Genomic DNA, 13,669 nt, shown 5'->3' with positions numbered 1-13,669 from the left:
GGGCCTCGGCGCCCGTCGGCGGGCTGTCGTAGAGTTCGCCGTGGTGGGGACGCGACGGCGTTCGAGGGGGGAGCCTGCCGTGGGCACGCCGAAGAAGGACCCGAAGAGGGACCGGCCGGTACCGGTACCGATGAGCCCCGAGCAGATGATCGCGGAGGCGCGGAAGGCGTTCTTCGTGATGTTCGGCCTGCTCGCGGTCGTCTGGCTGGTGCAACTGGCCAACTTCTCCGACCACTACGCCCTCTCCCGGGACTACGCGGTGGTCTCCGGCGACGTCGGCACCCTGCCCGACATCCTGGTCGCGCCGCTGCTGCACTGGAGCTGGGCGCACATCGAGAGCAACTCCGGCCCCCTGTTCGTCTTCGGCTTCCTCGCCGCCTACCGGGGAGTGGCGCGGTTCCTCGGCCTCACCCTGCTGATCGCGCTGAGCAGCGGCCTGGTGGTCTGGTTCTTCGAGCACGGGGACGTGGCGACGGTCGGCGCCAGCGGCCTGATCTTCGGGTACTTCGGCTACGTCGTCGTACGGGGACTCTTCGACCGGCACCTGATCGACACGCTGGTCGGGATCGTCATGGGCGCGTCCTTCGCCTACCTCCTCACCGTGGCCGTACCCGGCACCCCCGGCGTGAGCTGGCTCGGCCACCTCGGCGGGCTGCTCGGGGGCCTGCTGGGAGCCTGGCTCTTCCGCGACCGCCGCGCACCACGGGCGGCCACCGGCGGCATCACGCCCCGGACGCCGGCCGGCGGCAACGCCCCACAACCCGGCCCCGGTTCCCCGCGCTCCGACCTGTACAAGGAACTCGACGACCTCGGGCTGCTCTGACCGCCCGCGCATTCCTCACGGAGGTCCTGTGACACCGAGTCCGCGCGACGTCTTCCTCCGGCTTGTCCACGGCGTCGCCGACGGGAACGTCGAAGAGCTGCCCGGCCTGTACGCCGAGGCCACCGACGTCCGGCATCCGATGGCGACGCCGGAGTCCGAGCCGTTGTCGAGCCGGCGTGCGCTCCAGGAGCACTTCACGCCGCCGCCGGGGGGCCGGGAGTCGCTGCCGAGGCGACGGGTCGTCGACGTCGTCGTCCACGAGACCGCCGATCCCGAGGTGATCGTGGCGGAGTTCGCCTACGAGTTCACCAGGCCGGACGGCGCCACGAGCAAGGTGCCCTGCGTCTTCGTCATGCGGGTCCGGGACGGCCGGATCGTCGAGTCACGCGACTGCATCGACCCGATCCGTACGTACACGGCACGCGGGGACCTCGGCCTCCTCATCACGTCACTGCGAAAGGACGCCTCCTGACGCGACCGGGGACCGCATGCCGAGCCACTGCTCGGCGCCCCAGGCCTCGAACCGCTCCACCTCGGTGAATCCGAGCCTCGCCGCGAGACGCATCGAGGCGACGTTGGCGGTCTGGGTGTGGAGCACCACCGGCTCTCCGGGAAGCGCGCCGGCGAGCCAGCCGAGGGCCGCCGCGCACGCCTCCGCGGCGTACCCGCGTCCCCACGCCCGCGGCAGGAACAGGTAGCCGAGATCGGCCTTGCCCGCGGCAGCCGGGCGGCCGTGTCCCGGCACCCTCCTGAGCAGGATCTGGCCGATCATCGCCCCGTCGAGCTCGACGACGAAGCTCCCGGACCGCCGCTCGGGCACCCCGGACATCTCGCGCTCGACCTCGTCCCGCGGCCGCGGCCCGCCGAGGTAGGTGTGCACCTCGGGCGAGGCGAACAGCTCGACGAACGCCGCACGGTCCCGGGCCTCGGACTCACGAAGCACCAGCCGCTCGGTCCGGATCGGCTCGGGCGGCCACGCCACGGGGTTCAGATCTTCCATCCGCGCACGCTAACAGGTCGTCAAACCCCCTTGCCACACGCCCGAAGGGGCGGCACCCCCGCACAGGGTGCCGCCCCTCTTCTTGCGTGCCGGGGCCGCCGTCCATCGGTCTCGAGGGTCGGGGACGGACGGCGGACCCGGGGTTCGCGGGAGGCCTGTGAGGGCCTCAGCGGTGGTCGCTGCCCGCCGACTCGGTCGCCGCGCGGCCCGCCTCCAGGCGGGCCACCGGGATGCGGAAGGGGCTGCAGGAGACGTAGTCCAGGCCCACCTCGTGGAAGAAGTGGACGGACTCCGGGTCGCCGCCGTGCTCGCCGCAGACGCCGAGTTTCAGGTCGGGGCGGGTGGCGCGGCCGGCCTTCGCCGCGGCTGCCACCAGGGAGCCGACGCCGTCCCGGTCGATCGTCTCGAAGGGGGAGACGCCGAAGATGCCCTTCTCCAGGTAGGCCGTGAAGAAGGAGGCCTCGACGTCGTCGCGGCTGAAGCCCCAGACGGTCTGGGTCAGGTCGTTCGTGCCGAAGGAGAAGAACTCCGCCGCCTCCGCGATCTGGGCCGCCGTCAGGGCGGCCCGCGGGAGTTCGATCATCGTGCCGATCGACAGCTTCAGGCTGGTGCCCGTCGCCGCCTCGACCTCCGCGATGACCTGGTCGGCCTCCTCGCGGACGATCTCCAGCTCCTGGACCGTGCCGACCAGCGGGATCATGATCTCGGCCCGCGGGTCGCCCTTGGCGTTCTTGCGTTCCGCGGCGGCCTCGGCGATGGCACGGACCTGCATCGTGAACAGGCCGGGGATGACCAGGCCGAGGCGTACGCCGCGCAGGCCCAGCATCGGGTTCTGCTCGTGCAGGCGGTGGACCGCCTGGAGGAGGCGGAGCTCGTTCTCGTGGGGTTCCTGGCGGGACTCCGCGAGGGCCACGCGGACCGAGAGCTCCGTGATGTCCGGGAGGAACTCGTGCAGCGGCGGGTCGAGGAGGCGGACCGTGACCGGAAGGCCGTCCATCGCCGAGAAGAGCTCGACGAAGTCCTTCTTCTGGAGCGGGAGAAGGGCGTTCAGGGCCTCCTCTCGGTCCTCCTGGGTGTCCGCCAGGATCAGGCGTTCCACCAGTTCGCGGCGGTCGCCGAGGAACATGTGCTCGGTGCGGCACAGGCCGATGCCCTGGGCACCGAAGCGGCGCGCGCGCAGGGCGTCCTCGGCGTTGTCGGCGTTGGCGCGCACCCGCAGCCGGCGCTTGCGGTCCGCGAAGGCCATGATGCGGTGGACCGCCTCGACCAGCTCGTCGGCGTCCTGGGCGCCCGCGTGCATCCGGCCCTCGAAGTACTCGACGACCGGGGAGGGTACGACGGGTACCTCGCCCAGGTAGACCTTGCCGGAGGAGCCGTCGATGGAGATGACGTCGCCCTCCTCGACCACGTGGCCGCCGGGGACGGTCATGCGGCGGCGCTTGGTGTCGACCTCGAGATCCTCGGCGCCGCACACACACGTCTTGCCCATGCCGCGGGCGACCACGGCCGCGTGGGAGGTCTTGCCGCCCCGCGAGGTGAGGATGCCCTCCGCCGCGATCATGCCGTCCAGGTCGTCGGGGTTGGTCTCGCGGCGGACCAGGATGACCTTCTCGCCCGAGCGGGACCACTTCACCGCGGTGTACGAGTCGAAGACCGCCTTGCCGACCGCCGCGCCCGGCGAGGCGGCGATGCCCCGGCCGACCTGCTGGGCCTTGGCCTGCTCGTCGAAGCGGGGGAACATCAGCTGGGCGAGCTGGGCGCCCGTGACGCGCTGGAGGGCCTCGGTCTCGTCGATCAGGCCCTGGTCGACCAGCTGGGTCGCGATCCGGAAGGCCGCGCCCGCCGTGCGCTTGCCGACCCGGGTCTGGAGCATCCACAGCTGACCGCGCTCGATCGTGAACTCGATGTCGCAGAGGTCCTTGTAGTGGTTCTCCAGCGTCTCCATGATCTGCATCAGCTGGTCGTACGACTTCTTGTCGATGTTCTCCAGCTCGGCCAGCGGGACCGTGTTGCGGATGCCCGCGACCACGTCCTCGCCCTGGGCGTTCTGGAGGTAGTCGCCGTAGACGCCCTGGTGGCCGGAGGCGGGGTCCCTCGTGAACGCCACGCCGGTACCCGAATCCGGGCCGAGGTTGCCGAAGACCATGGAGCAGACGTTGACGGCCGTGCCGAGGTCGCCGGGGATGCGCTCCTGGCGGCGGTAGAGCTTGGCGCGGTCGGTGTTCCAGGAGTCGAAGACCGCGCGGATGGCGAGGTCCATTTGCTCGCGCGGGTCCTGCGGGAAGTCCCGCCCGGCCTCCGCCTTGACGATCTTCTTGAACCTGGTGACGAGCTTCTTGAGGTCGGCCGCCTCCAGCTCCGTGTCGACGGTGACCTGCTTGGCCTCCTTCGCCGCGTCCAGCGCCTCCTCGAAGAGCTCGCCGTCGACGCCGAGGACCGTCTTGCCGAACATCTGGATGAGGCGGCGGTAGGAGTCCCACGCGAAGCGGTCGTCGCCGGCCTGCTTGGCCAGGCCCTGCACGGACTTGTCGGAGAGGCCGATGTTCAGGACCGTGTCCATCATGCCGGGCATGGAGAACTTGGCGCCGGAGCGGACCGAGACCAGGAGCGGGTCGTCGGCCTGGCCGAGCTTCTTGCCCATCCGCTCTTCGAGGGCGTCGAGGTGCGCACTCACCTCGTCACGCAGTGCCGTCGGCTCCTCGCCGCTGTCGAGGTAGACCTTGCAGGCTTCCGTCGTGATGGTGAAGCCCGGGGGAACGGGGAGCCCCAGGTTGGTCATCTCGGCGAGGTTCGCGCCCTTGCCGCCCAGGAGGTCCTTGAGGTCCTTGTTTCCCTCGGTGAAGTCGTAAACGAACTTCGCCGCGTGGGGTTCTTTGTTTTCCGACACGGGTCTCGACTCCCTGGAAGACTCGGTGGCTGCCCTGACGGCCAGGAACATACCCAGATCGAAGGCGCCTGGGTACGTCTACTTGTGTGTCATGCGCCCGTAACCAGTCGTCCGCCACCGGATCGAAAGTCAAAGCTTGGCAAGCGGAGACCGGCTCGTGTTTTCACTTCTTGAACACATGACCGCTCAGCACCGCACCTTTCCGCTCACTTGAGCATCCATACCGCACACCTGATTTCGATCGATGAACGATCAAGGGGTGGCACCCAGTGCCACCCCTTGGAGAAGTGCAGTCGCCCATGATCCGCTCATCTGAGCGTGACCCTTATCAAGGGTGGCGAGAATCACGCTGCCACAGACCGCCGGAGTTCACCATGCGGACGCGGGGGCGGACACCAGAACGCGCCGGAAACGCGCCGGTCACACGCCCAGCGCGAGCAACCGCTCCTCGACCCGCTCCGGCGCGTACAGGTACTCCACGACCATTGCCCCGGCCCCGACCAGCCCGGCCCGCTCCCCCAGCCGCGACGTCACGACGTCCAGATGAGCGGTGGAGCGCGGCAGTGCCCGCTGGTAGAGCAGTTCGCGCACGCCGGTGAGGAACGGGGTGCCCGCGAGATCGCCCGCGATCATCAGGACGCCCGGGTTGAGGAGGGTCACGACCGTCGCCAGCACGTCTCCGACCATGCGGCCGGCCTCCCGCGCCAGCGCGGCCGCCTCCGGGTGGCCCGAGGCGAGCAGGTCGCGCACGTCCGAGCCGGAGGAGGCCGGAATCCCCGCCTCCGTCAGCCGCCGCGCCACGGCACCGCCGCTGGCGACCGCGGCGAGGCAGCCGTACGAACCGCACCGGCACTGCGCCTCCGCGCCCACCCGGATGTGGCCGATGTCCCCGGCGCCGCCGTCGACGCCCCGGTAGATCGCGCCGTCCACCACGACCCCGGCGCCGATACCCGTCGAGACCTTGACCAGGACGAACGCGGAGCAGTCCGGGTATGCCGTGCACTGCTCCCCGTACGCCATCAGGTTCGCGTCGTTGTCCACCAGGACCGGGACGGCCGGCCCGCCCGTGTGCTCCGTGAACGCCCTGGCCAGCCGGCCCCTTATGTCGTAGCCGTCCCAGCCCGGCATGATCGGCGGCTGGACCACCCGGCCGGTGTCCATGTCGACCGGCCCCGGCACCGCGAGGCCGATCCCGCACACCTCCGTCGCGCGGTGGCCGGCCTTCTCCAGCAACTCGGCGAACCAGCGCCCGAGTTCGCCGAGCACGGCGTCCGGACCGTCCTGGATGACCAGCGTGCCGGAGTGCTCGGCGAGGATCTCGCCGGTGAGCGTGAGCACGGCGGCGCGGGCGTGCCGGGTCTCCAGGTCGGCGGCGAGGACGACCGCGTGGGAGTCGTCGAACTCGAGGGTGATGGAGGGGCGTCCGCCCAGCGGGGAGTCGACCGGGCCGCCGGCGCCCTCGCGCAGCCAGCCGGCGCGGAACAGCCGGTCCAGGCGGTGACCGACGGTCGCACGGGAGAGCCCGGTGGCCTGCTGGAGCGCTCCGCGTGTCACGGCCCGCCCGTTGCGCACCAGTTCGAGCAGATCTCCGGCGCTCGCCTGCCCGCCGCCCTTGCCGGTCCTGCCGGGACGTCCGGTCATGCGCACCCCCTTGTGTTTCTCAAGCTTGCATTACATATTGAGTTTTGCGTGTTAAATAGACGTAACCCTACGGTAGCCACCGCCAAACCCGGCCGGCCGGACGTCTTCGGGGAGTCCCGAGTGGATCGCACTGCCCAGCTCACCACCCATGCGCTCGATCGCGGTATTGCATACGATCCGCCGTCCGCCCGCGCCGTACCCAGCGCCGGCGCACGACGGTCGCTGCACGTCAGAGCCGCACAGGTGCTCGACGACAACTGGACCGGCAGTTCGACCGTGCCCTCCCGGAGCCTGTATCCGCACCAGTGGTCGTGGGACTCGGCGTTCATCGCGATCGGTCTCAGGCACCTCTCGCCGCTGCGCGCGCAGACGGAGCTGGAGACGCTGCTGGCCGCCCAGTGGGGCGACGGGCGGATCCCGCACATTGTGTTCAACCCCTCCGTGCCCCTCGACGCGTACTTCCCGAGCCCCGACTTCTGGCGCTCCTCGACCGCGGGGCGCGCTGCGGGCGCCCCGCGCACCGTACAGACCTCCGGGATCGTGCAGCCGCCGGTGCACGCGCTGGCGGCCTGGCTGGTGCACCTCGCCGACCCGGGCCTGTCGCGTGCACGGGGCTTCCTGGCCGGCGTCTACCCGCGGCTCGCCGCCTGGCACCGCTACCTGCTGCACCGGCGCGACCTGGGCGGAGGCGGGCTGGCGTCCGTCGTGCACCCCTGGGAACAGGGTATGGACAACAGCCCCTGCTGGGACGCCCCGCTCGCCCGGGTCGCGCCCGCCCCGGCCCGCTCCTTCCGGCGCGCCGACCTGGACCACGGCGCCGCCGAGGACCGGCCGACGGACCTGGACTACGGGCGGTACGTGCGGCTGGCGGCCGACTACCGGGACGCCGGATACGCCGACCGGACCAGGGACTTCGCCGTCGAGGACCCCGCCTTCAACGCGCTGCTCATCGCCTCCGAGCACGCCCTCGCCCGCATCGCGCGGGAACTGGGCGCGCCCGGCACGGCCCGGCACGCGCGGGCGGAACGGCTGACGGAGGCGCTGGTGGACCGGCTGTGGGACCCGGAGAAGGAGATCTTCCTCTGCCGGGACCTGCGGGACGGCACGGGCGGTTCGCTCATCCCCGAACGCGGGGTCTCCGGGCTGGTCCCGCTGCTCCTGCCCGGCCTGCCCCCGGAGATCGCCGCCGCGCTCGTCCGCACACTGGACGGCCCGCACTTCGGCACCGGCTCCGGCCTGGTCCCCAGCTACGACCTGCTCGGCGAGGCCTTCGACCCGCACCGCTACTGGCGCGGCCCCGCCTGGTTCAACACCGGCTGGCTGCTGGAGCGGGGGCTGCGCGAGCAGGGCGAGCGGGAGCGGGCGGACGCGCTCGCCGGGGCGGTCGTACGGACGGCCGACGCGAGCGGGTTCGCCGAGTACGTCGACCCGTACACCGGCGAGGCGTGCGGCGCGACCGGGTTCGGCTGGACCGCGGCGCTCGCGCTGGACCTGCACCACCGGCGGCGCGCGGCCCCGCACGCCGCACCGCGCGAAGAGCCGCATGACGAACGTCAAAACCTGCACAAGAGCTGACAAAACGGGGTGTCTTCGGCGGACACCGCACGTTCGACCAGAGGGACGAAGGAGGGGACCGGGGATGACGGACCGGCATCATCTGCTCGTGCACGGCACGACGTTCGCGGCAGTGGACGACCGCGGCGACATCAGCGGCGTGCGGGGCGGCGGCTCCCCGGACGGGTTATTCGTACGGGACGCCCGGCATCTCAGCCGCTGGCAGCTGACGGTCGACGGGGCGCTGCCCGAGGTGCTCACCCCGGTCGCCGACGGGGACGGCACGCGCTGTGTGCTGGTCCCGCGCGGCGGCCGCCAGGAACCGCCGGCGCACACGCTCTTCCGGGAACAGGCCGTCGGCGACGGCTCGTTCGCCGAGTCCCTGCGGGTCACCAGCAACCGCCCGGTGCCGACCACGATCCGGCTCGCGATCACCGCCGACGCCGACTTCACCGACCAGTTCGAGCTCCGCGCCGACCACCGCACCTACACCAAGTCCGGCGCCGTCCGCTCCCGCCAGGTCCTCGACGACGGGCTGGAGTTCGGCTACCGCCGGGGCGAGTGGCGGTCCTGTACGACGATCACCGCCGAGCCGGCCCCGGACGGCGTGGAGGAGACTGGGACCGGCGCCCGGCGGATGGTGTGGACGCTGGAGCTGGAACCGCACGGCACCACCGAGCTGCTGGTCCGGGTGATGGCGCGCCCGCACGGCGACCGGCGGGCGCTGCGGGTGCCCCGCGACCCGGCCGCACTGAACGAACAGCTTCTCGCTCTGGAGGGCGAGTTCGTGGAGGGCGTGGCCTTCCCGACGGGCTGGCCGGAGCTGGCGGCGGCGTGCGCCCGCGGCCTCTCCGACCTCGCCGCGCTCCAGGTGCCGGCCACCGGACCGGACGGCGAGGAGCTCAGGGTCCCGGCGGCCGGGGCCCCCTGGTTCCTCACCCTGCTCGGCCGCGACGCCCTCCTCACCTCCCTCTTCGCCCTCCCCTACCGCCCGCGCCTGGCCGCCGCCACCCTGCCGGCCCTCGCCGCCACCCAGGCCACCGAGACCGGCGCACACTCCGTGGCCCAGCCCGGGAAGATCGTCCACGAGGTGCGCCACGGCGAACTCGCCCACTTCGGGCAGGTGCCGTACGGGCGTTACTACGGATCGGTGGACGCGACACCGCTGTTCCTGATCCTGCTCGGCGCGTACGTGGAGCAGACCGGGGACGCGGAGACGGCCCGGCGGCTCGAACGCAACGCCCGCGCGGCCGTCGGCTGGATGCTCGACCACGGCGGGCTGACCTCGCGCGGCTACCTGGTCTACCGCGCGGACAAGGGCGGCCTCGCCAACCAGAACTGGAAGGACTCCCCCGGCGCGATCTGCTCCGCCGACGGCACCCGGCCGATGGGGACCGTGATGGCGGCGGGCGCCCAGGGGTACGCGTACGACGCGCTGCGCCGGACGGCGTGGCTGGCGCGGACGGCGTGGGCCGACGAGACGTACGCGGCGCTCCTGGAGCAGGCCGCCGCCGATCTGCGGGACCGGTTCCAGCAGGACTTCTGGATGCGGGAGGCGTCCTTCCCCGCGCTGGCCCTTGACGGGGAGGGCCGGCAGGTCGACGCGCTCGCCTCGGACGCCGGGCATCTGCTGTGGTCCGGGCTGCTGGACAAGGAGTACGGGGAGGTGGTCGGGCGGCGGTTGCTGGAGCCGGACTTCTTCTCCGGGTGGGGGGTGCGGACGCTGGCCGCGGGGCAGGCGGCGTACCACCCGCTGTCGTACCACCGCGGGTCGGTGTGGCCGCACGACAACGCGCTGATCGCGCTGGGGCTGGCCCGGTACGGGCTGCACGACGAGGCGCGGGCGGTGGCGCACGGGCTGGTGGACGCGGCGACGGCGGGCGGGCACCGGTTGCCGGAGGTGCTGGCCGGGTACGGGAGGGATTCGCATCCGGAGCCGGTGCCGTATCCGCATGCGTGCGTGCGGGAGTCCCGGTCGGCGGCGGCTCCGCTGGCGCTGCTGACCGCGGTGGGCGGGGCGTAGGAGGGGAGCCGGGGGGTCGTGGGTCGGGTGCGGGTGCGTGGGGGCTGGTCGCGCAGTTCCCCGCGCCCCTGAAGTGGCGCCTCCCGCAGCCGCATGCTGAAAAGGCCGCGCCTCTGACGGGGCTTTGTGTTTGCCCGGTGTTTGCCGAATGGCCTGAACACGGACCTAAAGAGGGCCGTACGGAAATGTGGCGGGTTCGGCCTCCGAGCGTGGGCCCGCTTCCGTTTCACGGGTCGCGCACGGAAGGACCTCCGGGTTGTCTCAGCACACGAGCATTCGCCAGCCATCGGACACGCCGTCCGGGCCGTCCGAACGCGAAGCCCCGCCGGAGGAGTCCGAGGTACTGAAGTCCGAGCGGGAAGCGGCGCCCGGGACTCCCGAGCCCGATGCTGAGCCCGTTGCCGAGGCAGCGCCCGAGGCCGGAGCCACCTCTGAGGCCGAACCCGAGTCCATAGCCGTCTCCGAGACCGGCTCCGGATCCAAGGCCGACACCACCACCGAGGCCGATTCCGGATCCGAAGCCGACGCCACCACCGAGTCCGAAGCCGCCGTCGAAACCGAGTCCGAAGCCGCCGTCGAAACCGGTCCCGAGGCCGCGGCCGAAGCCGGCACCGAGCCCGAAGCAGCTCCCGAGGCCGAAGCCGCTCCCCAGACCGGAGCCGGATCCGAGGCCGAAGCAGCCTCCGAGGCCGAAGCAACCTCCGAGGCCGAAGCCGGATCCGAGGCCGAAGCAGCCGGCGAGACCGGAGCCGAGGCCGTCGCCGGAGTCGGGCCGGAATCCGGATCCGAACCCACTCCCGCCACCGACACCCCCCGACCCCGGCGGCGCGGCTGGGCCGCCTGGAGTGGGCGGGTTCGGGAGCGGCGGGAGGTGTGGCGCAACGCGCATCCCACCGCTGCCTCCGTGCTGTCGATCGGTGTCACCGTGCTCTGCGCGGCGCTCGTGATCGGGGCGCTGGTGATGCCGAACACCGTCGTCGAGCTCGGGCCCGCGAAGTTCGTGCGGCTGCCCTCCGAGGGGATCATCGCGGCCGCCGTCGCGCTGGCGCTGCCCCGGCGGCCCCGGATCGTGCTGGCCGCGGTGTTCGGCGTCGTACTCGGCGCGCTGACCCTGGTCAACGCCCTCGACATGGGGTTCAAGCAGTACCTGGGCCGGAGCTTCAACGCCATCCTGGATTGGAGCCTGCTCGGTGACGCGGAGTCGTATCTCGAGGACACGATGGGCCGGACGGCCACCCTCGCCATCAGCGTCGGCGCCGTCGTCCTCGTGCTGCTCGTGTGCGCGCTGCTCGCGCTGGCGACGGTCCGGCTGAGCAATCTGCTCGCCCGGCATCCCGGGCGGGCCACCCGCGGCACGCTGATAGCCGGTGTCGTCTGGATCACCTGCTCCTCCTTCGGCGTCCAGCTCGCCGGCGGTGTGCCGCTCGCCGCCGACAGCACCGCGACCGCGCTGGAGATCAAGGCCCGGCAGGTGAAGGACACCCTGCACGACGAGGCGGAGTTCCGGAAGGTCGCCAAGGTGGACGCCTTCGGGAACACCCCGCCCGACCAACTGCTGACCAGCCTGCGCGGCAAGGACGTCGTCTTCACGTTCATCGAGAGCTACGGCCGCAGCGCCATCGAGGACCCGATCGAGGCACCCGGCGTCGACAACACCCTCGCCGTCCGGACCGCGGCGCTCGCCAAGGCCGGTTACCACGCGAAGAGCGGCTGGCTGACCTCGGCGACCTACGGCGGCAGCAGCTGGCTCGGGCACTCCACGACGATGTCGGGGCTGTGGGTGAGCAACCAGCAGCGCTACCGCACCGTCATGGCGAGCAACCACCTCAGCATCACCAAGGCGTTCCAGAAGACCGGCGACTTCGACACCGTCGGCGTGATGCCCGGTATCCAGAAGGGCTGGCCCGAGCAGAGCTACTACGGCCTCGACAAGGTCTACAACGCCTTCCAGCTCGGCTACAAGGGACCGAAGTTCAGCTGGTCGACGATGCCCGACCAGTACGCGCTGCAGCAGTTCCAGGACCGGGTGCACAGCAAGAAGCCGGCCGACGGCAAGTCCCGGATGTCGTTCCTGATCCTGACCTCCAGCCACCAGCCGTGGGCGCCGATCCCGAAGATGGTGCCGTGGGACCAGCTGGGCGACGGCTCGATCTTCAACGCCATCCAGAAGGCCGGCAACAAGGCGTCCGACGTCATCGCCGACACCACCAAGTCCCGCCAGGAGTACGGCAAGTCGGTCCAGTACTCGGTGACCGCGCTCACCGAGTGGCTGGAGCGCTACGGCAACGACAACACGGTGCTCGTCTTCCTCGGCGACCACCAGCCGATCGCCCGGGTCAGCGGCAACCACGCCAGCCGTGACGTGCCGATCTCGATCGTCGCCAAGGACCCGAAGGTGCTGGACGCGATCGACTCCTGGAACTGGACCGACGGACTGCGTCCGGCGCACAACGCCCCGGTGTGGAAGATGAGCGCGTTCCGCGACAAGTTCCTGACGGCGTACGGCTCCACCCCGCACCCGAAGACGAACTGAGCGGCCGAGCCGCCCGCGGACACGGCGCCGCGCCTCTTGCGGGGCGCGGCGCTCAGCCCCCGGACGTGTCCAGTTCCGCGTCCTCGCCGATGCCCGCGCAGTCGTACGGGTCCTTCAGCCAGCCGTCCGGCAGCACCACCCGGTTGTTGCCGGACGTCCGGCCGCGGGGGCCGTCGGCGCCGGTGGGCCAGGCCTGGTCGAGGTCCAGTTCGTCCAGGCCGGCGCGGAGGTCGGCCAGCGAGGACGTGATGGCGAGCTTCTTGCGCATCTCGCTTCCGACCGCGAAGCCCTTGAGGTACCAGGCGACGTGCTTGCGGAAGTCGACCACGCCCTTGGACTCGTCGCCGAGCCACTCGCCGAGCAGGGTCGCGTGCCGGACCATGACGTCGGCGACCTCGCGCAGGGACGGCTTCAGGACGTCCTCCGGGCGCACCTCGAAGGCGGCGACCAGGTCCGCGAAGAGCCACGGCCGGCCCAGGCAGCCGCGGCCGACGACCACTCCGTCGCAGCCCGTCTCCCGGACCATCCTGAGCGCGTCCTGCGCCGACCAGATGTCGCCGTTGCCGAGGACGGGGATCTCCGGGACGTGCTCCTTGAGGCGGGCGACGGCCTCCCAGTCGGCGGTGCCGCCGTAGTGCTGGGCGGCGGTGCGGCCGTGCAGGGCGATGGAGGTGACGCCCTCCTCGACGGCGATCCGGCCCGCGTCGAGGTAGGTGATGTGGTCGTCGTCGATGCCCTTGCGCATCTTCATGGTGACGGGGAGGTCGCCGGCGCCGGAGACCGCCTCACGGAGGATGGCGCGGAGCAGGTTCCGCTTGTACGGGAGGGCCGATCCGCCGCCCTTCCTCGTCACCTTCGGGACCGGGCAGCCGAAGTTCAGGTCGATGTGGTCGGCCAGTCCCTCCTCCGCGATCATGCGGACGGCCTTGCCCACGGTGGCCGGGTCGACGCCGTACAGCTGGATGGACCGGGGCTTCTCGCTCTCGTCGAAGCGGATCAGCTGCATGGTCTTCTCGTTGCGCTCGACCAGCGCCCGGGTCGTGATCATCTCGCTGACGAACAGCCCCTTGCCCCCGCTGAACTCCCTGCACAGGGTCCGGAAAGGTGCGTTGGTGATTCCCGCCATGGGGGCGAGGACGACCGGCGGCCGGACGGTGTGCGGGCCGACCTGGAGGGGGGACGTGGGCTCGGGCATTCCCCCATTGTCC

Annotated in this window: 9 protein-coding genes; 5 read left to right on the top strand and 4 right to left on the bottom strand. The window is 71.6% G+C overall.

Features of this window, described 5'->3' with window-relative positions; all coding sequences use genetic code 11:
- The first annotated feature begins 79 nt into the window (after positions 1–79).
- Together ACFY6U_RS21220 and ACFY6U_RS21215 are read left to right on the top strand one after the other, a co-directional pair.
- Positions 80–823 (top strand): rhomboid family intramembrane serine protease, encoded by a 744-nt coding sequence (locus tag ACFY6U_RS21220; RefSeq protein ID WP_390040297.1) that lies wholly within the window; start codon positions 80–82, stop codon positions 821–823.
- A 28-nt stretch (positions 824–851) separates the two neighbouring features.
- Positions 852–1,295: a nuclear transport factor 2 family protein gene (locus tag ACFY6U_RS21215; RefSeq protein ID WP_390040295.1), complete on the top strand. Its 444-nt coding sequence runs from the start codon at positions 852–854 to the stop codon at positions 1,293–1,295.
- Here the strand turns inward: ACFY6U_RS21215 and ACFY6U_RS21210 are convergent.
- From ACFY6U_RS21210 to ACFY6U_RS21200, 3 genes are all read right to left on the bottom strand, one after another.
- Positions 1,272–1,823: a GNAT family N-acetyltransferase gene (locus ACFY6U_RS21210; RefSeq protein WP_390040293.1), complete on the bottom strand. Its 552-nt coding sequence runs from the start codon at positions 1,821–1,823 to the stop codon at positions 1,272–1,274. The genes ACFY6U_RS21215 and ACFY6U_RS21210 overlap by 24 nt on opposite strands.
- A gap of 166 nt (positions 1,824–1,989) precedes the next feature.
- A complete protein-coding gene (gene ppdK / locus ACFY6U_RS21205) occupies positions 1,990–4,710 on the bottom strand; it encodes a pyruvate, phosphate dikinase (protein ID WP_390040291.1) in 2,721 nt (906 codons plus the stop codon).
- Between the two features lie 420 nt (positions 4,711–5,130).
- The gene (locus ACFY6U_RS21200) at positions 5,131–6,351 is read right to left on the bottom strand and encodes an ROK family protein (RefSeq protein ID WP_390040289.1); all 1,221 of its coding nucleotides are present in this window, start codon (positions 6,349–6,351) and stop codon (positions 5,131–5,133) included.
- A 120-nt stretch (positions 6,352–6,471) separates the two neighbouring features.
- Here ACFY6U_RS21200 and ACFY6U_RS21195 point away from each other — a divergent pair, with 120 nt between their 5' ends.
- From ACFY6U_RS21195 to ACFY6U_RS21185, 3 genes are all read left to right on the top strand, one after another.
- A complete protein-coding gene (locus ACFY6U_RS21195; RefSeq protein WP_390040287.1) occupies positions 6,472–7,926 on the top strand; it encodes a hypothetical protein in 1,455 nt (484 codons plus the stop codon).
- A 64-nt stretch (positions 7,927–7,990) separates the two neighbouring features.
- On the top strand, positions 7,991–9,928 hold the full coding sequence (locus ACFY6U_RS21190; RefSeq protein ID WP_390040285.1) for a glycogen debranching N-terminal domain-containing protein: 1,938 nt from the start codon (positions 7,991–7,993) through the stop codon (positions 9,926–9,928).
- Positions 9,929–10,889: 961 nt separating this feature from the next.
- Positions 10,890–12,461 (top strand): sulfatase-like hydrolase/transferase, encoded by a 1,572-nt coding sequence (locus tag ACFY6U_RS21185; RefSeq protein WP_390040464.1) that lies wholly within the window; start codon positions 10,890–10,892, stop codon positions 12,459–12,461.
- A gap of 52 nt (positions 12,462–12,513) precedes the next feature.
- Here ACFY6U_RS21185 and dusB read toward each other — a convergent pair whose 3' ends face one another.
- The gene (gene dusB / locus ACFY6U_RS21180; RefSeq protein ID WP_390040283.1) at positions 12,514–13,656 is read right to left on the bottom strand and encodes a tRNA dihydrouridine synthase DusB; all 1,143 of its coding nucleotides are present in this window, start codon (positions 13,654–13,656) and stop codon (positions 12,514–12,516) included.
- Positions 13,657–13,669 lie beyond the last annotated feature (13 nt).

The sequence above is a fragment of the Streptomyces sp. NPDC013157 genome (assembly GCF_042899865.1).
Classification (GTDB): domain Bacteria; phylum Actinomycetota; class Actinomycetes; order Streptomycetales; family Streptomycetaceae; genus Streptomyces.
This window is presented reverse-complemented; position numbering and strand designations above follow the sequence as displayed.